Source organism: Amycolatopsis sp. CB00013 (genome assembly GCF_001905755.1).
Classification (GTDB): Bacteria; Actinomycetota; Actinomycetes; order Mycobacteriales; family Pseudonocardiaceae; genus Amycolatopsis; species Amycolatopsis japonica.
In genome coordinates, this window is the sequence record NZ_LIWC01000003.1 from 689,037 (window position 1) to 709,745 (window position 20,709).

A 20,709-nucleotide genomic window follows, 5' to 3' on the forward strand; every position below is an offset into this window, starting at 1 on the left:
CTGACACGTCGGGTCTGCGAGGAAGGCGCCCCGCAAAACGTTTCCGTGGGCCTTCGGCCCGAAAGAGGGCGCGCGACGGTGAAGTCTCCGTCGGGCGCGGGGCGCCCTTGGGGAGACCGCGTGGTCGCGGTCGTCCGGTCCCGTTCGAGCAACCGCCGAGCCCGAAGGACACCAGCCCTTCGGGGCGTTCGCGGAGCGCGAACACGACCGTCTCGCGGCCGGCGACGACCCCTTTCTCGCCGGGAATGTCGAAGCACCAGGCCAGTTCCACCCCGTGGTCCGCCCGCGCCGCGGCCCGTCCGGCGGCGAGCCCGGTGAGGAGATCGTCCGTCGACATCCCGTCAGTGTTCGTCTGTCGCGCGCTGACGGAAACCTTTCGCAGGGCGCCAGCGCACGACGCGTGTCGCGATTGCACGGAGGGGCGCCCCGCAAAACGTTTCCGTGGGCCTTCGGCCCGAAAGAGGGCGCGCGACGGTGAAGTCTCCGTCGGGCGCGGGGCGCCCTTGGGGAGACCGCGTAGTCAAGTTCGCCCTGACCGGTCGGGGTGCCCCTGGCAGCGGCCCGCCCGTGAGGATTCCGGGCATGACAAAGCTCCCTGGGAGAAGTGGAAGGTGACGTGCGGAGGAGCGGGCGGCTCAGGGAGCGAGGTCGCCGCGTTCGGTGTCGGCCCCGTAGAGCGGGAGCTTGAACGGCGTCACGGGTCCAGCTTAGCCGCCGGGAGCGGGCCCGGACTGGCATTTCGGGCAGAACCAGGTCGGCCTCGCCTGGTACCCGTCGCCCTGGGGCGCGACCTTCGGCCGTCCTCCGCAACGGAAGCAGCCTTGTTTGGTCCGTTCGTAGACCCAGTGCTCGCGGCCGCGCCGCAGATCGCCGGTGGTGGTCTGCGACGTGCGCCAGGCGTTGCTCTTCAGCAGTTTGCGGCCGAGCGCCACCGCTTTCGCCGTGTCCACTTCGGACACCGGTGTCCACGGGGTGACACCGAGCAGGAAACACATCTCGACCTTGTACATGTTCCCGATCCCGGCCATGATCCGCTGATCCAGCAGGGCGTCGCCCAGTTCGCGGTCCGGGTCCGCGGCGAGCGCGGCCGCCGCCCGCTCCGCCAGCTCGTCCGTCCATTGTGGATCGAGCAGATCCGGGCCGAGGTGGCCGACCAGACGGTCTTCCTCGTCCGTGGGCACGAGTTCGAGGTCGTGCACGCGGAAGCCGATCGCCTGCAGCTCTTCGGTGGCCAGGATGACCCGCGCCTGATGCGCCGGATGCCGCCAGCGCGCGCCCGCCCGGTAGACGTCCCACTTGCCGTCCATCCGCAGATGGCTGTGCAGGGTGAGGTCGCCGGAGAGACGGGTCAGCAGATGCTTGCCGACGGTGCCGACGCCGATCACGTCCCGTCCGGCGAGATCCGTCGTGGCCAGCTGGGGGACCCTGAACTCGCCGCGCAGCAAGGTCTTGCCCGCCAACGCCTTGTCGAGGACCTTGCCGGCGAGGAAGACGGTGTCTCCTTCGGGCATCGGCGGCTATCCCGTGCCGGTGTCGCTCAGCTTGGCGGGTGCCTCGGTGGTCTCGGGCTCTTCCTCGCCGCGGACGCGATGCCGCCCGGCCCGGCTCGACCGCAGGACCTTCGCCAGCACCATGTTGAAGGTGAGCGCGATCTCCTGCGCGCCGGGGGAGTGCCACTCGTGGATCGGGCTGCACGCGCCCTGCGCCTGCTGCACGGCGAGCCGGTCCGGGATGGCCGTCGGCATCACCAGCGGGCCGAAGTTCTCCCGCAGCTCGGCCACGCGGAACTGGTGCTCGTAGGAGCGCACGCGGAGCTTGTTGACCACGACGCCGATCGGCCGCAGCCCCGGGTTCTGCTCCTCGCGGATCTTCTCGATCGCGTCGAGGGCGCGGCGCGCGCCGGAGACGGCGTACATCGTCGGCTCGGTGACGATCAGGGCGCTGTCCGCGGCCACCAGCGCGGAGCGGGTCAGCCTGCCCAGCGACGGCGGGCAGTCGAGGATCACCAGTTCGTAGGGTTCCTCGCGCAACGGGTTCGTGTGCAGCTCGTCGAGCGCGCGCGAGAGGTTCTCCAGACGGCGGCTGTCGGCGTCGGGCTCGTTGAGCATCTCCAGCTCTTCTGCGCCGACGAGGACGTCGATCTGGTCGCTCCACACGCTGGGCGCGATCGCGCGTTCGAGCACCGAGCGCACCGGCGTCTCGAGGACGTCGGCCAGCGTGCGATCGGTGAAGGGCGGGTCCAGCGAGGTGGTGGCGTTGCCTTGCGGGTCGAGGTCGGCCACGAGTGTCCGGGCGCCCCTACGCAGCGCGGCGGACGCGACACCGAGGGCGACCGTCGTTTTACCGACGCCACCCTTCAGGCTGAGAACAGCGACCGTGTGCACTCGATACAGCCTACGGGCAGTCCGCGGGGTGGCCCCTTGGCAAGGTGTCGAACACCGCATCGGACTACACCCGACGGGCCGGCGAAGGCGGGCATTACCCTGTGCGTTTATGAAGACGGACACCGTGGCCACGCGGGGATCGGGGGCGGTTCGCCGGGTTCTCGAAGCAGAACTCCGGGCCGCACGGGCGCGAGGCGCACAACAGCCGCACGTCGTCGACGTCGGCGGCGGCAGCGGCGGCTGGGCGGTGCCGCTGGCGTCGGCGGGCTGCCTGGTGACCGTGGTCGAACCGAACCCCAACGCGCTGGCGACCCTGCGCCGCCGCGCGGAAGAAGAGGGCGTCTCCGGAAGCATCACGGTGATCGCCGACGACTCCGACGCGCTCGGAGCCCACGTCGCCGCCGGATCGGCCGACCTCGTCCTCGCGCACGGCCTGCTGGAGGTCGTCGACGACCCGGCGCTCGTGCTCGCCGCGCTGGCCGCCGCGGTCAAACCCGGCGGCGCGGTCTCGGTGCTGGTGGCGAACCGGCACGCCGCGATCCTGCAGCGCGCGCTGGCCGGACGTCTCGGCGAGGCGCGGGAACTGCTCGCGGCCGAAAGCGGCGTGCTCGGCGGCGGCCGGGAGACCGTGCTGCGGCGATTCGACGCCGAAGCCCTGCGCGCCCAGCTGATCGAGGTGGGCCTCGAGGTGACCTCGCTGCAGGGCGACGGCGTCGTGGCGGACTTCGTGCCCGGCGGGGTGCGGGAAGAGGACCTGGCCGAATTCGAGCTGGCGGCGGCGTCGGTTGCGCCGTTGCGGGACATCGCCAGCCGGCTGCACCTGCTGGCCCGCCGCCCGGCCTGATCGTCGCGGAGCCCTTCCGGATGTCATGAAAGGGTCGTTCAGGACGAAAAATGTCCTGAACGCCCCTTTCATGACACTCGAAGCGGGGAACTGTCGGTGGTCCGGGCTAACGTCTGCCCGTGGGACGAAACGCCGAACTGCCCGGAGGGATGGCCCGCTACCGCGTGACGACCGGGGCCACCACCTGGCCCGACGACACCGGCTGCGGCCTGCTGCACGTCGACATGGACGCCTTCTTCGTGTCCTGTGAGCTGCGCACCCGCCCGGAGCTGACGGGTAAGCCGGTGGTCGTCTCCGGTGGCGGCCCGAGGTCGGTCGTCGCGGCCGCGAGCTACGCGGCGCGCGAGTTCGGCGTCCGGTCGGCCATGCCGTTCTCGACGGCCAAACGGCTCTGCCCGCAGCTGATCTGCATCACCCCGACACCCGGGCTCTACGGCGAGGTGTCCCAGGGCGTCATGGGGATCTTCCGCGAGCTGACGCCACTGGTGGAGCCGCTGAGCCTGGACGAAGCCTTCCTGGACGTCAGCGGAGCGCTCAAACGGCTGGACTCCTCGCCCGCGCGGCTCGGGGCCTGGATCCGCGAGCGGGTGGCCGCCGATTTCGGGATCAGCTGCTCGGTCGGCGTCGCGAAGGTCAAGTTCGTCGCGAAGCTGGCGTCCGGGATGGCGAAACCGGACGGCATGGTCGTCGTCCCGGCGGCCGAGACGCTCGCGTTCCTGCACCCGCTGCCCGTGTCGGCGCTGTGGGGCGTCGGCAAGCGCACCGAGGAGCACTTGCGGCAGCAGGGGCTCGACACCGTCGCCGACGTCGCCGCCGCCCCGCTGTCGAGGCTGAGGCGGTCGCTCGGGCGGGCGCTGGGGGAGCATCTGTACGCCCTCGCGAACGGGCACGACGACCGCAAGGTCGTCCCGGAGTCGCCGGACAAGTCGATCGGCGCCGAAGTGACCTTCGACGTCGACCTCCACGACCGCTCGGCGCTCGGGCTGGAACTGCTCCGGCTGTCGGAACGCGTCGCCGCCACCTTGCGCCGCCGAGGCCTTCGCGGGCGGACGGTGTCGATCAAGGTCCGGTTCGCCGATTTCAAGACCATCACCCGCGCCAGGACAACCGCCGTCCCGGTGGATGTGGCCCGCGACATCCACCGCACGGCCGTCGAGCTCCTCGCCGAGCACGCGCCGACGGGTGCAGTCCGCCTGATCGGCGTAAGGGTCGAGGGCTTGGACACGGAGAGTAGTGGAGAACAGCTGCTTTTCGCATCTTCCGAACCCCGTTGGCGGGATGCGGAAGTCGCAGCCGACGTCGCGAGGTCGAAGTTCGGTGCCGCCGCGGTGCGGCCCGCGTCACTGCTGACCCCCCGTGACCAGTGACATCGCCTGCTCGGTCGCCTTCGGGAGAGCCGAGTCGGGTGGTTTCGCCCAATTCGATCCCTTCTGGATACGGGATCGGGTAGTCGGACGAGCGCGGGGCTCGTATCCTGGACAGAGACACCCCGCCTGGGGTTGTCTGTTGGGTCCATGACGTTGCGCGGCCCGGCGCCCGCGACAGCTGTGCCGGAGGAGGAAAGATGCCACTCTCCGAGCATGAGCAGCGGCTGCTCGATCAGATCGAGCGCGAGCTCTATGCCGAGGACCCCAAGTTCGCATCCACGGTGCGAGGCACCCGGTTGCGCCGCCCCGCCCGCCGACGGCGTTTGCAGGGCATCGCCCTGTTCGTAGTGGGCGTCGCACTGTTGGTGCTCGGCGTGGTGGTCAACATCCGGGTGGCCGAGATCCCAGTGATCAGCGTGCTCGGGTTCCTCGTGATGTTCTTCGGAGTCATGATGGCCGTCACATCGATTCGGCAAGGAGCCGAAACGGAGGGCGGTAAGGACAGCGGTGGCCCGGGTGGCGGCGGAGGTGGCGGCGGCAAGTCGTCCACGCGCCGGAGCTCGTTCACCCAGCGCATGGAAGAGCGCTTCCGCCAGCGCTTCGAGGAGCAATAGCTCTCACACACGCGAACATGCCGGCAGGGCGACGCCTTGTCGGCATGTTCGCGTTGTCATGCCCCGGCAGGCGGGGGCTGAAGGACGCCTTCCCCGCATGAGACGCGGCGAAGGGCGCTTTCCCTGCATGAGATGCGGGGAAAGCGCCCTTCAGCCCCAGTCGGCTACTTGTCCCGCCGCCGCAGTGAGCGCGGGAACAGGCGGCCCTTCCACGACATCGGCGCGTTCCGCTTCAGGCTCTTGCGCACCTCGTCGAAGGCCGGGCCCAGCGTCTGGTCGTCGGCCGGCTTGTCCGAGTACCACGATCGCTCCACGACGCCGATGACCGTCCGCAGCCCGGAGCGGCCCTCCTCGTCCAGCCGGTGCTTCTCGACGACCTTCCGGCCCGCCACGCGCACCGTGTCGCCGCCGGACAGCGGCAGGCCGCGGTCGGCGCACTCGTCCATCAGCTCGCGCCACGCCGCGTCGGCCGCGGCGGGGGAGCGGGACGCGATCTTCTGCAGCCGCAGCCGCCGCTTGATCTCCCGGATCGCCGTCGGCGTCCCGAGCCCGCCGAGGACGACCACCAGCGCCAGCGCGAACCACCACGACACCCACGCCGCCAGGAACGCGAACGCCGCCACCCACAAAGCGATCGCGATCAGCGGCAGCCAGTTCGTCACGTTCTGGTTGTCGAGGAACCCGTGTTCCGGTTCCGGCGAGTCCGGGGAGGACGACGACCGCATCAGCGCCCGGTATCTCAACCGCGACCGCACGATCGCGACCACCGTCAGCGCGGCCGCCAGCCCGCCGAGGATCCCGGCGAGGATCGCGGGCCACAGCGGCTCTTCCTCCTGCTGGCCCGCGCCGCCGTCGGCGCCGAGGTCGTCGCCCTGGTCGCGGGGGGTGCCGGTGGCGGGGGCGCTCGACGCGGGCGCGCTCGGCACTTCCTGGGTGTCGTTGGTCGTGGAGCTGCCGGCGTCGTTCTGCAGGTACGGCGGGACGACCGCGCGGCCGTCGAGCAGCGGGGTCGGGTCGAAGCTGACCCAGCCCTTGGTCTGGAAGTAGACCTCGACCCACGCGTGCGCGTCTTCGGAGCTGATCGAGACGTGATCGCCCTTCGGCGTCCCGGAGGTGAAGCCGATGGCGACCCGCGACGGGATGCCGACCGCCCGCAGCATCACGGCCATCGCGGACGCGTACTGCTCGCAGAACCCGCGTTTGCCGTTGAGGATGAAGTCGGCGAGCGCGTCGGAGTCGGTGGCGTCGGCGGTCTTAGTGTCGTACACGAAACCGTTCTGCGCGGTGAAGAACGACCAGAGCGCCTGCGCCTTGTCGAAGTTGTTCGACTCGTTCTCCGTCAGCTGCTTGGCCTTCGCGACCACGCGGGGATCGACGCGGTCGACCTGGGTGAACTGCGGCGGCACCTCGGCCAGGCGGGCGTCGTCGAGCCGGAGTTCGTCCTTCGACGGTTCCTTGATGGACGCGGTCTCGGTGTAGGCGGGCGCGTTCTGCTTGGTCGTGGTGAACACGGCGCCGCCGACCGGGTCGTACAGCCAGTTGTCGGCCAGCCCGTTGAGCGCCCTCGGCGCGCCGTAGATCGGCAGCCAGTTGTCGACCCAGTTCGTCGGCTCGATCCGGATCTCGCGTCCGGGCCCGGCGCCGTCGTCACCCGGAGCGGGCGGAAGCCCCTTGTTGGCCTGCACGCCCTGCTGGGCGCGGCCGTTCTGCGCCAGCCCCCAGCCCTTGTTCGGGGTGTAGGTGTCCAAAGTGAACGCGCGCAGCAGCCGCTTGTCCGCGCCCAGCCCGTAGACCTTGAACAGCTCCACGTTCTCGCCCTGGTCGAGCAGGCCACGCAGCTGGGTGAACGGCTCGACGCCGAAGCCGCCCGCGCCACCGCGGCCCGAACCCTGGCCGCCGGGAAGGCTGCCGACGGTGCCGACCCCGGTGACGGCGGTGCCGATCACCAGGCCCATCGCGATCGCGGCGGCCACCACGCCGACGGGCGCCGACAACGTGCTCGCCGAGTTGCCCAGCCCGGGCGCGTCCCGGTTGCGCCAGCGGCGATGCCGGTGGTTGCCGTCGACGGCGAGCAGGCCGGCGAACGCGGCCGCGCCGAGCAGGAACGTCCACCACGGCAGCATGTCCTCGGCCAGCGCGGCCGGGACGGCGTACACGCACAGCAGGACCAGTCCGGTCGCGGCGGGCGCGGCGGCGGCCACGGCCAGCGTGTCGACCAGGACCGCGACCAGGCCGATCGCGATGGTGATCAGGCAGAGGATCGGCGGGGTGCCCTCGACCGGGGGCAGGCCGACGCGGATCTGCTCGGCCGCGGCGGCGAGGACACCGCGCAGTTCTTCGAGGGCGTCCGGGCCGGGGAAGATCTTCAAGATCCCGCTGGTGGTGAACGCCCCGGTGATCAGGAGCAGCAGGACCAGCAGTTGCGCCAGGCCGACGACGATGGTCGGCGCGCGCAGCGAGCGCAGGGCGAGGCCGGTCGAGGCGATCAGCACGACGGCGACCAGCAGGTAGCCGAACCACGCCCAGCCGGAGACCACGCCGGTGAGCGAGGTCGAGGCGAACAACGTGGCGAGCCCGGCGGCGACCGGCGCGAGCACGCTGCTCGTCCAGACGGGCGGCGGGGCGGAGGGACGCGGTTTGGGGGTGTGCTGCAGGGGCGGCGCGGTCGCGGTCACAGGCCGCCTCCGATCAGCGTGCCCCGGCGGGTGGCCGTCTGGCAGAGCTCGGCCCAGACCTGCGGCATGGGCGATCCGGGACCGGCGACGACGACGCCCCAGCCCGCGGCTCGCAGCAGCGCCACCGATTCCTCGGTGGCGGCGGCACGGTTTTCGGGCCGGTTGACGCCGGACGACCAGCCGGGGGTGTCGAGCAGCACGGCGAGGCTCCGGATCCCGCGCGGGCGGTACCGGGACAGCTCGTGCACGGATTCGTTGCTGACGGTGCCGAGCACCGCGATGAGTTCCTGTCCCTCAGCCGGGTCGTGGCCGAGGGTGATGTCGCGCTGGTGCGCGGGCTGGAGCGCGGCGAGGACGTCGAGCACGACGTTGTCGTAGTGCTCGCCACCCTCGCCGGGGGTGTCGGCCAGGGTCAGGCCGTGTTCGGTGATCAGGCGGACCCGGTGCCCGGAACGCCGCAGGTGCAGCGCCACGGAAGCGGCGAACGAGACGGCCCATTCGAGGCTCGCCGCGGGGCCGGTGCCGTGGTGCGCGGCCGCGCGGTGGTCCAGCAGCACCGTGGTGCCGCCGCGCCACGGCCGTTCCTCGACGCGGACCATGATCTCGTCGCGGCGGGCGGTCGAGCGCCAGTGGACCTTCCGCAGGTCGTCGCCTTGGCGGTACTGCCGGACGATCACGTCCGACTCGCCCTGCCCGGCGTGCAGCCGGATGCTGCCGTCGTCGCCCGCGCCGATCCCGGCGCCGCTGGGCAGGCCCCACAGGCCGACCACCTTCGGCACGACGACCAGCCGGGAATGCGCGATCAGCTCACGTTCGAACTCGCACAGCCCGAACGGGTCGGTGATCGTCGCCCGCAGCGGGCCGACCTGCTGGATCCCGCGCAGCACCGGCTGCAGCGGATACCGCAGCGCGACCCGGCGGTCGTGGGGGAGGCGTTCGACGACGAACCGCGGCCGCGAACCGAGCGCGTAGGGCACGCCGTCTTCGAGCAGCACCTCACCGGCCGGGAGCCTGCCGTTCCGCCAGAGTTCGAGCTGGACCTCGCCCGGCGAGCCGACCGAGACCCGCTCCGGGCGCAGCGAGCGGGCCGCGCCCAGCCGCAGCCGGGTCGCCGAGATGAAGAAGGCGACCAGCAGCGGCAGGGCGATCACGAACACCGCGACCCGCAGCAGATCCCGTTCGTTGAGCACGAACGAGCACGCCGCCGCGGCGACGCCGGCGGCGAGGAGGCAGCGGCCGCGTGTGGTCAGGCCGGACAGAGCACGCAGCATGTGGGTTCACTCCGTCGAGCGAAGCTCGCCCGTTGAGGGCGGTGGCGGGGGCATGGATGGATTCCTCGTGTGTCAGCGGTTCGAGCCCTGCGGAACGGGAACGCGGTGCAGGATCGCGCGGACCACGTCGGTGGCCGACCGGCGGGCGGCGTGCGCCTCGGTGGTGAGCACCATGCGGTGGGCCAGCACCGGGACCGCGACCGTGTGCAGGTCGTCCGGGACGACGAACTCGCGGCCGGAGAGCGCGGCCTGCGCGCGGGCGGCGCGGACCAGCTGCAGGGTCGCCCGCGGCGAGGCGCCGAGGCGGATCTCCGGCACCTGACGGGTCGCGGCCACCAGGTCGACGGCGTACCGGCGGATCTCCGGCGACATGTGCACCGAGCGCACCGTCTCGATCAGCCGCTGTACCGACTCGCGGTCGGAGACGGGCTCGAGGTCGGCCAGCGGGTTGTGCCCGGCGTGCTCGTCGACCATGGCCAGCTCGGCCTGCTGGTCGGGGTAGCCGATGGACACCCGCGCGGTGAACCGGTCCCGCTGGGCCTCGGGCAGCGCGTAGGTGCCCTCCATCTCGATGGGGTTCTGGGTGGCGATCACCATGAACGGCTCTTCGAGGTGGTAGGTCGAGGTGTCGACGGTGACCTGGTGCTCTTCCATGCATTCGAGCAGGGCCGACTGCGTCTTCGGCGAGGCGCGGTTGATCTCGTCGCCGACCACGATGTTCGCGAACACCGGACCGGGACGGAACTCGAACTCGCCGCTCTGCCGGTTGTAGATGGACACCCCGGTGACGTCGCTGGGCAACAGGTCGGGGGTGAACTGGATCCGGCTGACGGTGCAGTCGATCGAACGGGCCAGCGCCTTCGCCAGCGAGGTCTTGCCGACCCCGGGGACGTCTTCGACGAGGAGGTGGCCTTCGGCGAGCAGGGTCACGAGCGCGATGCGGATGACGTCGGGTTTGCCGACCAGTACCCGCTCCACGTTGGCGGCGATCCGCCGCGCGGTCTCGTGCAGTTCGTCCAGCGACGCTCTGGCCTCCCGGCCGTTCTGCCGACCGCTGACCGAGCCGGCGCCCGTGGGGTACGGCGCTTGCCCGGTTGCCTGCTCGCCCTGGTGTTCGCCGGGCGTCGCAGACTGGATTCTCGACGTCACTCGACCTCCTGATGCCGCGTGGCTGGATGTCCGCTGGATCCTGCTGAAGGTCAGCTTTCAAGGCCCGAGCAGTCCCCCGGGTAGCGGTCAGCCTCCCACGAAGTGTGTCAAACTCGGGCGAACTCGTGGGGGGAACCCCGCCAACCCCAGTCGATGACTCTGTGCAACCAGAGACCTTACCTCGATCGGGTGAGGTGAGCGCGTTTTCGGGTGCTCCCGCTGACGCCTTGTTTTGTCGTATGCTCCGGTGCGAGGTCGCTCGACTACGGAGAGGCGTAATCGCTTATGAGCGAGGTGAGTACCGCCAAGCCACGGTTCGATCTGAGCGGGTTCGCGGTCGCGCCGGAGCTGGCCGCCGACGCCCACGTGAAGATCTCCGCCCTGCAAGACGTGGTCGGCCAGATGGTCCGCGAGGCGAAGGTGCTCGGCCGCACGGTTCCCCTCGGCGGGGGATACGCGGACGAGGTCGGCAAGTTCATGGCGCAGTACGGGATCGGCACCGAAGGCTCCGCGGTCGAGGCGCTCACCGCGTTCGGCAAGGAACTCGAGGCGCTCAAGAACCGGATCGAGAAGGCGCTGGCGAAGTACACCCGACAGGATGAACAAGCGGCGGCGGATGTGGATTGTGTCGGCGGCTGACCCCATGAAGTCCGGCCTTTCCGCGCTCGGCGTCCTGGTCGTCCTCGCAGTGTCCGCCTGCGGACAGGGGGCCGCAGGCCAGGCGCCGGTTCCGGCCGCCGACGGTGCCCCGGCTCCCGCGCCTTCGTCCTCGGCGCCCGCGCCGGATCGCGGCGTGGATCCGTGCACGCTGCTCGACCCGAAGGACAGGTCGACCGCCGGGATCAACGTGCTCGGCGTCGCGAAGGAGATCAACGGCGCCCGCGCCTGCGACTGGACGGTGCCCGCGACCTTCGGCGTCACCATCACCGTGGACGAGAAGAACGGCCTGGCGGATCTCGAGGTCGCGCGCAAGACCGCCACCAAGACCAAGGTCGGTGGCCGGAACGCGCTGAAGGTGGCCGACAAGAAGGCCGCCGACGGGACCTGCGCGGTCCTGCTCGGCATGGGGGAGAAGGCGAGCGTCCAGATCGACGTGAGCAACACGAACTTCACCGACACCCCGCTCGCCTGCGAGCGCGCGGTGACGGTGGCGGGATTGGCCGAACCCAAACTGCCTTAGGAGAAGGTGCCGTGCCTGAAGGAGAGACGCCGGGACGAGAGGTCCCGGTCGCGGCCACGCGATACGAGGCGTACAGCCACGAAGCGCTGGCCGCCGAAGTCGAAGCGGGCAACGACCCCGAGGCCGCGGGCGGTATCGGAGCCGGCTGGGACGCGCTCGCGCGGCGCATGCAGGACGCGACGTCGGAACTGGCCGGGCTGGTCGGCAGCAGTGAGGAGAACTGGCGCGGCGAAGCGGGCGACGCGCTCCGCGGGGTGCTGGCCACGGCGTCCGGCTGGCTGGCCTGGTCCGCGGACCTCTCGTCCTCGCTCGGGAAGGCGGTGTCCGGACAGGCCGAGGTCGCGGCGCGGGCCCGCGCCGACATGCCGCCGCCGGTGGACTACGACCCCGGCGCGATGATCCGCGGGGCCGCGGCGGGCGGGAACCTCGCGCTCCTGGCCGCGCTCGCCGACGAGATGGAGGCCAAGCACGCGGAAGCCGAAGAGGCCCGCCGCAAGGCCGTCGACGTCATGAACACCCGCGATGCCTCGCTGCGTTCGCTGACCCCGCAGGTCTCCTTCGGGAAACCGCCCGAGCTGGGGCGGTCTTGATCCGCGTTTCCGCGTCGGCGTTCGACGTCCTGTGGACCGATCTGGGACACGCGGCCCCGCCATGGCCACTGTCCGTGCGCAGCGTCGGCGCCACGGAAGCGGAACGCGCCGAGATCCGCGGCGCGGTCTACGACAACCTCGCCGAACGAGGCCTCTATGACGGGGACCGGCTCGACGCCGCCCTGGAAGCGCGGCTGGACCTGCTCGCGCGCGCCGAGGTCTACGTCGAATGCGAGGCGCTGGCCGATATGACGGCTCCGGCACCTTTCCGCGCGGTCGCGGCCGCGCGAGGGCGGCACGGCGTGCTGGCCACGCAACCCGAGCAGACCATCGCGCTCTCCGGGATCGGCGACGGCGAGGTGTTCGGGGCGATCGTCGACGTCCTGCCCGAACTGCGGCCCGGCCCCGGTTACGGCATCAGCCTGCCCGCGGCGCGCTTCGGCGACGCCCTGGAAGATCCGGTGTTCGGCGAGGGCGGGCGATCGTCGGCTTCGGACGGTCAGCTGCGCGAGGTGCTCGCGATCCAGGCGCGGCCCGTCTACAGCGCGGGCCAGTTCACCGTCCGGACCCGCGACCGCGACGGCCGGGCGCACCGGGCGGGCGGGCTGACCTGGTTCGACACCGACGTCGGCGCGTACTGCGCGGCGCGCACCGAGGGCCGCGGCGGGCAGGCGTGGGTGAACGTGTCCCCTGTGGACGGTCCCCGGCTGGCCGCGCGACTGGCCTCGCTGCTGGACCCGGACCGCTAGGTTGTGACGAGTCGAAAGCCTGAGGGGGCCTTCGGGAAGTGGGGGTTTCGGAATGACCGTGCCGTTCGGTGGCCACGTGCGGGATCCGCAGGAGTGGATGCGGGAACAGGAGCGGCGCAGCGCCGCTCTGCTCGCCAAGGCGGAACAGGCGAAGGCCGATCTGGAGAACAACGTCGTCACGCTGAGCAGCCCGGACCGGCTGGTCACCGTGACGGTCAACCCCGGTGGGGGACTGACGTCGCTCTCGCTGTCCCCGCAGGCACAGGAGCGGCCGCCCGCCCAGCTCGCGTCGCTGATCATGAGTACCTACCGCAAGGCGACGACGCGGGCGGCGGACCGGACGCTGGAGATCATGGCCGGGCTGACCGGCGAAGACTCCGACGCAGTGGACTTCATCAAAAGCACCCTGCCGCCGAGGGAAGTAGCGCAGCCCGCTCCGGAACCGGACGACTCCGCACGCTTCGGCGTCCCGGCCGAACCGCCGCCCGCTAAACCCCGGCCGCCCCGTCCCGTGTCCGATGAGGACGACGGCGAGGACTTCCAGCACGTCGACTGGACCGGCCGCTCGTGAGCGGGCCGGGATACGGCGTCTCGCCGGAACGCCTCAAAGCACACGCGGACCAGGTCACCGACCTCGCCGACCGCATCCGCGGCGCGGCCTCGGCGGCGAACCAGGTCGGGATGGGCGGCTTCCAGGGCTATGGCCTGCTGTGCGCGGTGCCCGTCGGCGGTGTCCTTCAGCTGGCCCAGGGTGACGCGGACGAGCTGATGACCAGCGCGGCGAATCTCGGCGACGCGTTGTCCGATGCGCTGAGGAAGGCGGCCACGGACTACACGAAGATCGACGACGACGCGGCGCAGCTCGGCCGGGACCTGGGGAAGAAGCTGTGAGCGAAGAGCTGATCGCGAAGAAGGAAGACGACGAGAAGTACTTCAAGGGCTCCGGTCTCGGCGACAGCATCGAAGGCTTGGTGGGCACCCTCAACCCGAAGCCCGACGAAGACATCGACGCGTTCGCGCTCGCGATGGACGGGGTCTCCGTCGGGCTGGACGCCCTGTCGATGGTCTTGAATCCGCTCGGAGAACTGGTCAAGGCCGGTGTCGGCTGGCTGATGGAGAACCTCGACTTCATCCGCGAACCACTGGAGATCCTCACCGGCGACCCCGACCTGGTCCAGCGAGCGGCGCAGACCTGGAACAACATCGCCATCGAACTCGAAGCCGTCGCGGGTGACTACGAAGGTTCACTGAGCACGACATCCGGATGGGACGGTGACGCGGCCATCGCCTACCGCCGCGTCGCGCTGCAGTACACCCAGTCGCTCCGCGATGTCGCCGCGGAAGCGAAGGAATCGGCGCGGTGGATCACCACCGGGGGGATGGTGGTGGCGACCGCGCGGGCGCTGATCTTCGACATCATCGCCACCTTCATCAGTGATGTGATCACCCGGGCGCTGCTCGCCCTCGCGTCGTCGTGGTTCACCTTGGGCGGCTCGGTCGCCGCTTTCACCGCGAGTGTCTTCGCCGATGCGGTCACGGTCATGGCGAAGATCCAGAAGAAGCTGGGCAAGCTGCTGAGCGCCATCCAGAAGTTCGTGAAGAGGTTCGAAGGATCGAGCGACCGGGCCAGAGAAGCGGCGCGGGCGCTCGGGCGGAAGTCGTCAGAACTGGGGCGTGAAGCGAACAGGGCGATCAAGGCGAGCGACGAGACGCTGGACGCACTCAAGGGTGACAACCTCAAGTACCTCCGTACCGCGAAGGAACGTATGGAGACCACCGTCAGGGGAAAGATCGCCGACAACACGGGTTTGAAGATCGGCAAGGAAGCGGGCAAGGCGGCTGCCGAGAACCGGGAGCAATACGACGGTGGGTCGGCCAAATCCGGCCGGATCAGCGGATCGCTCGACGACGATGGCTGAGCGGGCCGAAGTCGGCGAGCCGCCGACCAGGAAGCGTCGAAGCCGGTCCGGCTTGAAGATGGTCACGGGTGTCGTCTTCGCGGTGCTGGGTGTGTGGTTCATGGCTTCGCTGGGTTCCGCGTTGGAAATCAGCCAGGTGCACGACGTCGACAGGTTCGGCACGGCGCAGGTCAAGGGGTGTCATCGCACCCCGATGGCGCTCTGGATGACCTATGTCTGCGAGGCGGAGGTCAAATGGGATCGAGAGCTGCTGGGCAAACCGCGGGTCTCTTCCACGACGATCGGATCGTCCACTGATCTCTCGGGTGTCGTGGAGGTCGTGTCCTATAGGTGGGCGGGCCGGCACGGGGCACCTCATTACGGCACGGTCCCCGTGGATCGGCCGCGGGCGCCGTTTTCCTATGGGTGGTGGATGTTCTTCACCTTCGTGAGCCTGATCCCCGGGTATGTAACCGGCTGGTTCGCGGGCAAGGGCATCGACCGGCTTCTGCCGGAGCCGAAGGAGAAGCCCAAGGACTGGCGCGGCGTCAGCCGTCGCGTGACACCGGGGATGAACGGACGCCGTCGCAAGCGCAACCGCGGCTGACCTCGGGATGCCCGCCTTGACTGGGGTTGTGAAAGCCACTTTCGCAACATTGAAGGTTGCGAAAGTGGCTTTCGCAACGTCAGCCGTTGCCGTGCCCGTACCACCCTGGCGATCACGTCGCGAAAGCCACTTTCGCGACGTCTGATGTCTCGAAAGTGGCTTTCGCGACACGCCTCCCGAACCCTCACGAGGACGGGACGGAGTCCTTTGTCGACCCCGGGTCATGGGATGACCCGACGGCCACCCTCCACTGTGTCCCCGCCCGCCCCACCGGATTCCCCACTTTCACCCCACTTCGCGCCACAGCAGGGTTCCGGCGGCCGATATCCGGACGTGTCAGGCATGGATGAGGTTGCTTCGATACCCGCCCAGGGGGATCTTGGCCACCGTCCCCCACCGAGCCCCCACCAGGCCCCACCTGGCTGACCAGCGAAAACGTCTGACACGACGGAGTGGTCGCGGCTTTTGCCGCGTTGACTGTGGTGAAAAGTGGGGTACGGTGGTGCGCAGTGGGGCAGAAGGGAGCCCCGTGGCCGGGCTTGGTTGTTCGCAGCCGAGATCGGTAGGGAGGTGGAGCCGGTGTTCCTCGGCACCCACACCCCGAAACTGGATGACAAGGGGCGGCTCACGCTGCCCGCGAAGTTCCGCGACGCGCTCGCCGGTGGGCTGATGGTCACCAAGGGACAGGATCACTGTCTCTTCGTCTTTCCCCGGGCCGAGTTCGAGCAGATGGCGAGGAAGGTCGCCGACGCCCCGTTCACGAACGAGGCGGTCCGGGCCTATCAGCGTTATCTCTTCGCCGGGACGGACGAACAACGCCCGGACGGGCAAGGACGTATCGCGATCGCGTCCGAGCTCCGACGCTATGCCGGGCTGAACAAGGAGTGCGTGGTGATCGGGGCGATCACCAGGCTGGAGATCTGGGACGCCCAAGCGTGGCAGGGCTACCTGGACGAACACGAGGACAGCTACGCGAAGGCTCGAGAGGAAGTTCTGCCGGGCGTCTTCTAGACGTGACCGAGGAAGCACCCACGCCGTCGGGGGGCGCGGGTTCACGCTTCGGACACGCCGGGAACCGTCCACACGGATGCCGTGAGGCCTCTGTCCGCTCAGTGGCCCTGGTACACCTTCCCCGGTACCAGGTCAGCAGGCGGGCGGACAGGGACCTGACGGCATCCGGCATCTTCCCCGGCACTACAGGAAAGGGGGGAAGACATGGCAGACGAACACGAGCACGTCCCGGTGCTGCTCGACCGCATCGTCGAACTGTTCGCGCCGGTCTTCTCCGACCGCGAGGCCGTGCTGGTCGACGCGACCGTCGGGCTCGGCGGTCATTCCGACGCGCTGCTCACCGCGTTCCCCCGGTTGCGCCTGGTCGCCCTCGACCGTGACCCCAACGCGCTGGAGCTTTCCGCGAAACGGCTTGCGCGGCACGGTGATCGTGTCGACTTCGTGCACGCGGTCTACGACGAGATGCCGTCCGCGCTGCAGGGTCTCGGACTGTCCAGAGTGGACGGGATCCTGTTCGACCTCGGGGTCTCCTCGATGCAGCTCGACCGGGCCGAGCGTGGTTTCGCCTATTCCAAGGATTCCCCGCTCGACATGCGCATGGACCCGACCACCGGGTTCACCGCGGCCGACGTGCTCAACACCTACGCCCCCGGCGAGCTGATCCGGATCCTGCGCGACTACGGCGAGGAACGGTTCGCCCAGCGGATCGTCAAAGCCGTTGTGGCGGAACGGGAGAAGGAACCCTTCACGCGCAGCGGACGGCTGGTGGAACTGCTGTACGACGCGGTCCCCGCGGCGAGCAGGCGCACCGGCGGGCATCCGGCGAAGCGCACCTTTCAGGCGCTGCGGATCGAGGTCAACGGCGAACTGGAAGTGCTGCGGCGGGCGATGCCGAGGGCGCTGTCCTGCCTGGCCGTCGGCGGCCGCATCGTCGTGGAGTCCTATCAGTCCCTCGAAGACAGGCTGGTCAAGCAGGCCTTCGCGGAACTGGCGAAATCCCGGACGCCGGAAGGGCTTCCGGTGGAACTGCCGGGCCACGGCCCGGAACTGAAACTGCTCACCAGAGGGGCCGAGAAGGCCGGCGAGGCGGAGACCGAACAGAACACGCGGGCCGCCTCCGTGCGGCTACGGGCCGCCGAACGGATCGGAGACCGAGCACGATGACCGCTCCCGCGAAGTCCCGCGGCCGCCGGACACCGCCGCCCGGACGGCGTGCCCGCGCGACCGCCACCACCGACCAGGCGACCGACACCACCGAGACCACGACGTCCCGCGCCTCCCGTGGCCGGACGTCGGCGGCCGAGCGTGCGTACGCCCGCCGTGCCCAGCGCGCCGACCTGCTGCAGCGAGACCAGCAGCGCAACCGTCCCGACGCGGAAGGCGGCGCGGGCAAGGAAGAGCCGAAGAAGAAGCTCAAGCTGCGCTGGCCGCGTTCGCGCGCGTCGTTCGTGCTGATGATGATGGGCATGCTGGCCGTCGGTGTGGCGTGCACGCTGTGGCTGACCACGCAGGCCATCGCCGATTCGTACCGGCTCGAACAGCTCCGCACGACCAACGCCGGGCTCGCCGAGGCGAAGGAACGGCTGCAGCGCGAGGTCGCGAAGGCCGAGTCGCCCGCGTCGCTGGCGCCCAAGGCCAGGGAACTGGGCATGGTGCCCGGCGGCGACCCCGCGCATATCGTGGTCGGCCCGGATGGACAGTCCACTGTGGTCGGTGAGCCGAAGAAGGCCGAAGGGGAGGCGCCCGCCGCCTCGGCCGAATCGACGGCGCCCCCGCCCGCCGAGGGAACGCAGCAGGGCACCCCGTACGAGGGCGACCAGCCCGCGGTGCCGCAGGAGAACGCGGCGACCCCGGCGCAGGGAGGTCAGTGATGTCGCCCGGCCGCCCGGCTCAGGCCAGGGCCCGGTCGGCGGGGAGCGCGCGGCGGACCTACGCCGCCGGGACCCGTCGTGCCACCGCCCGCCGGGGCAACGGCGGGAACCGGAGCCGGTTCACCGGTGTCCGGATCCTGCTGATCGTCGTGATGGTGCTCGCCGGCCTCAAACTGGTGCAGGTGCAGTGGTTCGAGGCCGGAGCACTGTCCGAGGCGGCGGAACGGCAGCGGACGTCCGTGATCGAAAGTCCCGCGCAGCGCGGCTCCATTCTGGACCGCAACGGGACGAAGATCGCGTTCAGCGTCGAAGTGCGGACGCTCGCGGTGAGCCTGAACTGGCTCCACAAGACGATGGACGACTTCGCCGCGAAGAACCCGACCAAGGGCAAGAACTTCGAGTCCGAGGTGGCGGGCGCGGCGAAGCTGATCGCGGCCAAGCTGCCCGGGGTGATCACCGAGCAGGAACTGCTGGACAAGTTCCACAAGCCGGACGGCTTCACCTACCTGGTCCACGACATCGAACCTTCGGTCGCCGAAGCGATCGTCAAGGAATACCCGTGGATCAGCGTCGAGAAGCGTTCGAAGCGGGAGTATCCCGGTGACTCGGTCGGCGCGAACATCGTCGGCTACGCGAACTGGCGCACCGACGACAAGGATGTCTCCAAGCACAACCTGCACGGCGGTTACGGTCTCGAAGCCTCGCGGGACAACGATCTCGCCGGAACACCGGGCCGCAAGATCGTCAACACCCGGAACGGCAACGACAATCTCGTCATCCCGGGCACCGAACGGGACATCCAGAACGCCGTCCCCGGTTCGGACCTGCAGCTCACGATCGACACCGACCTGCAGTACGAACTGCAGCGGCAGCTGAGCGATTACGTCGCCAAGTCGAAGGCCAAGGGCGGCCAGGCGGTCATCCTGGACTCGAAGACCGGCGAGGTCTACGCGCTGGCCAACGACAAGACCGTCAACCTCAACGACCCCGCTTCGCGCAGCGAGACGGAGAACCTGAACAACCGCGCGGTGACCACGCCGTTCGAACCCGGTTCGGTGAACAAGATCGTCACCGCCGCGGGCGCGATCGACGCGGGGATCACCACGCCGGAGGCGTCCCTACCGGTGCCGGGTTCGTTGCAGGTCGCGGACAAGATCGTCAAGGACGCCTGGCACCACGGCACCCAGCAGTTCACCACCACCGGCATCTTCGCGAAGTCGTCGAACGTCGGCACCCTGTTGCTGGCGCAGAAACTCGGCGAGGACCGGTACGCGGATCTGCTCAAGAAGTTCGGCCTCGGCCAGCGGACCGGGCTCGGCCTCCCCGGTGAGAGCCCCGGTGTCGTGCCGCCGCGCAACCAGTGGTCGGCCACGACCTTCGGAAACCTGCCGATCGGGCAGGGACTTTCGATGACCGTCGTGCAGATGGCCGGGATGTACCAGGCCATCGCGAACGACGGCCTGCGGGTGGAACCCCGGGTGGTCAAGGCGAAGGTCAACCCGGACGGGACCCTCGTCCCGGAGCCGGCGCCGAAGACCGTCCAGGTCATCAGCCCGCAGGCGGCGAAGACCGTACGCGAGATGATGCGCGCGGTGACGCAGAAGGGCCGCGGGCAGCAGAGCGGCACCGGGCCGAAGGCGGCGCTGGAGGGCTACCAGATCTCGGGCAAGACGGGCACCGGCCAGCAGGTCGACCCGCAGACGAAGACGTACAGCAACCATCTGTACAACATCACCTTCGCCGGGATCCTGCCCGCCGACAACCCGCGTTTCGTGGTCGGCATCCGGCTCGACGCGCCGGACGCCACCCTGCAGCAAGGACTCTCGGCCGCGCCGCTGTTCCACTCGGTGGCCGCGTACCTGGCGCAGCGGTTCCAGATCCCGCTCTCGGACGGCCCGTCGCCTCAAGTGCCGCTGGTGCTTTCCTGACGTGACACGCGTGTTTGGGGCCGGAACTCGCGTGCTTGAAGGCGGAACTCGATCATCCGTCCCGAGACACGCGAGATCCGGCTTCAGACACAGGAGATCCGGCTCCGGGCACGTGAGTTCCGGCTCTCGGAACGCCGGCTGAGCGGCCTCAGGACCCGCGTTGCGAAAGCCACTTTCGCAACCTTGAACGTTGCGAAAGTGGCTTTCGCGTCATCGGGCACCTCGTCGGAACGTGATCGTCGCTGTGCGTGAACGGGCCTCCGCGCCGGGCGCAGTCCGGAATCACCGGTCCCGGCGCGTCCGAAGTCCTCAAGCGACAGTCGGAAGCCCTTGCGTGCCAAGGAGAGCCCGCGAAACCCATTACCACGAGCATGATCGCCGCGCTCACACCCCGCACCGCTTCAGTCACCCGAATGCCGCGCCGGTAACCTCCTTGGCTGTGTCGGTGCCTACTTCAGATCCCCGCAGCGGTCCCGCCGTCGAAAGCGGGTCCGGCGCGACGGCTGCCCAGGTCCCGGACAGCCCGGTCAAGGCCGTCGCCGCACCCCCTCGTCCGGCCAGGATCGAGCCG

Annotated in this window: 20 protein-coding genes and 1 pseudogene; 15 read left to right on the forward strand and 6 right to left on the reverse strand. The window is 69.9% G+C overall.

Going from position 1 to position 20,709, the window contains the following annotated elements; genetic code table 11:
• Positions 1–130: 130 nt before the first annotated feature.
• The 3 genes and pseudogenes from AMK34_RS43875 to AMK34_RS22785 all read right to left on the reverse strand — a co-directional run.
• Positions 131–346: pseudogene (locus AMK34_RS43875) on the reverse strand (adenosine deaminase); the annotation flags it as partial.
• A gap of 361 nt (positions 347–707) precedes the next feature.
• A complete protein-coding gene (locus AMK34_RS22780) occupies positions 708–1,511 on the reverse strand; it encodes a DNA-formamidopyrimidine glycosylase family protein (RefSeq protein WP_073846730.1) in 804 nt (267 codons plus the stop codon).
• 6 nt (positions 1,512–1,517) lie between these two features.
• Entirely contained in the window at positions 1,518–2,384 is an 867-nt protein-coding gene (locus tag AMK34_RS22785) for a ParA family protein (RefSeq protein WP_007029346.1), read from the reverse strand.
• A gap of 109 nt (positions 2,385–2,493) precedes the next feature.
• Here AMK34_RS22785 and AMK34_RS22790 point away from each other — a divergent pair, with 109 nt between their 5' ends.
• The 3 genes from AMK34_RS22790 (at position 2,494) to AMK34_RS22800 (ending at position 5,209) form a co-directional block, all read left to right on the forward strand.
• On the forward strand, positions 2,494–3,228 hold the full coding sequence (locus AMK34_RS22790; protein ID WP_037343156.1) for a methyltransferase domain-containing protein: 735 nt from the start codon (positions 2,494–2,496) through the stop codon (positions 3,226–3,228).
• Between the two features lie 149 nt (positions 3,229–3,377).
• Positions 3,378–4,595, forward strand: coding sequence for a DNA polymerase IV (dinB, locus tag AMK34_RS22795; RefSeq protein WP_073846731.1), 1,218 nt, complete (start codon positions 3,378–3,380; stop codon positions 4,593–4,595).
• A 197-nt stretch (positions 4,596–4,792) separates the two neighbouring features.
• The gene (locus AMK34_RS22800) at positions 4,793–5,209 is read left to right on the forward strand and encodes a DUF3040 domain-containing protein (RefSeq protein ID WP_073846732.1); all 417 of its coding nucleotides are present in this window, start codon (positions 4,793–4,795) and stop codon (positions 5,207–5,209) included.
• A gap of 164 nt (positions 5,210–5,373) precedes the next feature.
• Here the strand turns inward: AMK34_RS22800 and AMK34_RS22805 are convergent, their stop codons facing one another.
• The 3 genes from AMK34_RS22805 to AMK34_RS22815 form a co-directional block, all read right to left on the reverse strand.
• Positions 5,374–7,884: a transglutaminase family protein gene (locus tag AMK34_RS22805; RefSeq protein WP_073846733.1), complete on the reverse strand. Its 2,511-nt coding sequence runs from the start codon at positions 7,882–7,884 to the stop codon at positions 5,374–5,376.
• Positions 7,881–9,155 (reverse strand): DUF58 domain-containing protein, encoded by a 1,275-nt coding sequence (locus AMK34_RS22810; protein ID WP_037343164.1) that lies wholly within the window; start codon positions 9,153–9,155, stop codon positions 7,881–7,883. Before AMK34_RS22810 ends, AMK34_RS22805 begins: the two co-directional genes overlap by 4 nt.
• A 72-nt stretch (positions 9,156–9,227) precedes the next feature.
• Positions 9,228–10,304 carry an AAA family ATPase gene (locus AMK34_RS22815; RefSeq protein WP_073846734.1) on the reverse strand — a complete coding sequence of 359 codons (1,077 nt, stop codon included), beginning with the start codon at positions 10,302–10,304 and terminating at the stop codon, positions 9,228–9,230.
• A gap of 285 nt (positions 10,305–10,589) precedes the next feature.
• On the opposite strand from AMK34_RS22815, the gene AMK34_RS22820 reads away from it, so the two are divergent.
• The 12 genes from AMK34_RS22820 to AMK34_RS22875 all read left to right on the forward strand — a co-directional run bounded on the left by AMK34_RS22820 (position 10,590) and on the right by AMK34_RS22875 (position 20,138).
• Positions 10,590–10,943 carry a hypothetical protein gene (locus AMK34_RS22820; protein WP_038516462.1) on the forward strand — a complete coding sequence of 118 codons (354 nt, stop codon included), beginning with the start codon at positions 10,590–10,592 and terminating at the stop codon, positions 10,941–10,943.
• A gap of 4 nt (positions 10,944–10,947) precedes the next feature.
• A complete protein-coding gene (locus AMK34_RS22825) occupies positions 10,948–11,484 on the forward strand; it encodes a DUF3558 family protein (RefSeq protein WP_073846735.1) in 537 nt (178 codons plus the stop codon).
• Between the two features lie 11 nt (positions 11,485–11,495).
• Positions 11,496–12,074, forward strand: coding sequence for a PPE domain-containing protein (locus tag AMK34_RS22830; RefSeq protein WP_073846736.1), 579 nt, complete (start codon positions 11,496–11,498; stop codon positions 12,072–12,074).
• Positions 12,071–12,823 (forward strand): ESX secretion-associated protein EspG, encoded by a 753-nt coding sequence (locus tag AMK34_RS22835; RefSeq protein WP_038516457.1) that lies wholly within the window; start codon positions 12,071–12,073, stop codon positions 12,821–12,823. The genes AMK34_RS22830 and AMK34_RS22835 overlap by 4 nt, the downstream gene beginning before the upstream one ends.
• 52 nt (positions 12,824–12,875) lie before the next feature.
• The gene (locus tag AMK34_RS22840) at positions 12,876–13,394 is read left to right on the forward strand and encodes a YbaB/EbfC family nucleoid-associated protein (RefSeq protein ID WP_073846737.1); all 519 of its coding nucleotides are present in this window, start codon (positions 12,876–12,878) and stop codon (positions 13,392–13,394) included.
• On the forward strand, positions 13,391–13,714 hold the full coding sequence (locus tag AMK34_RS22845; protein WP_038516452.1) for a type VII secretion target: 324 nt from the start codon (positions 13,391–13,393) through the stop codon (positions 13,712–13,714). The genes AMK34_RS22840 and AMK34_RS22845 overlap by 4 nt, the downstream gene beginning before the upstream one ends.
• Positions 13,711–14,742: a WXG100 family type VII secretion target gene (locus tag AMK34_RS22850; protein WP_073846738.1), complete on the forward strand. Its 1,032-nt coding sequence runs from the start codon at positions 13,711–13,713 to the stop codon at positions 14,740–14,742. The genes AMK34_RS22845 and AMK34_RS22850 overlap by 4 nt, the downstream gene beginning before the upstream one ends.
• Complete coding sequence (locus AMK34_RS22855; RefSeq protein ID WP_241832837.1) at positions 14,735–15,328, forward strand: hypothetical protein; 594 nt, start codon at positions 14,735–14,737, stop codon at positions 15,326–15,328. Before AMK34_RS22850 ends, AMK34_RS22855 begins: the two co-directional genes overlap by 8 nt.
• Before the next feature lie 579 nt (positions 15,329–15,907).
• Positions 15,908–16,339, forward strand: coding sequence for a division/cell wall cluster transcriptional repressor MraZ (gene mraZ / locus AMK34_RS22860; RefSeq protein WP_005156436.1), 432 nt, complete (start codon positions 15,908–15,910; stop codon positions 16,337–16,339).
• A gap of 204 nt (positions 16,340–16,543) precedes the next feature.
• Positions 16,544–17,503, forward strand: coding sequence for a 16S rRNA (cytosine(1402)-N(4))-methyltransferase RsmH (rsmH, locus tag AMK34_RS22865; RefSeq protein ID WP_038516446.1), 960 nt, complete (start codon positions 16,544–16,546; stop codon positions 17,501–17,503).
• Positions 17,500–18,210, forward strand: coding sequence for a hypothetical protein (locus AMK34_RS22870; RefSeq protein WP_038516444.1), 711 nt, complete (start codon positions 17,500–17,502; stop codon positions 18,208–18,210). The genes rsmH and AMK34_RS22870 overlap by 4 nt, the downstream gene beginning before the upstream one ends.
• Entirely contained in the window at positions 18,210–20,138 is a 1,929-nt protein-coding gene (locus tag AMK34_RS22875; RefSeq protein WP_037343188.1) for a peptidoglycan D,D-transpeptidase FtsI family protein, read from the forward strand. Before AMK34_RS22870 ends, AMK34_RS22875 begins: the two co-directional genes overlap by 1 nt.
• Positions 20,139–20,709: the final 571 nt, after the last annotated feature.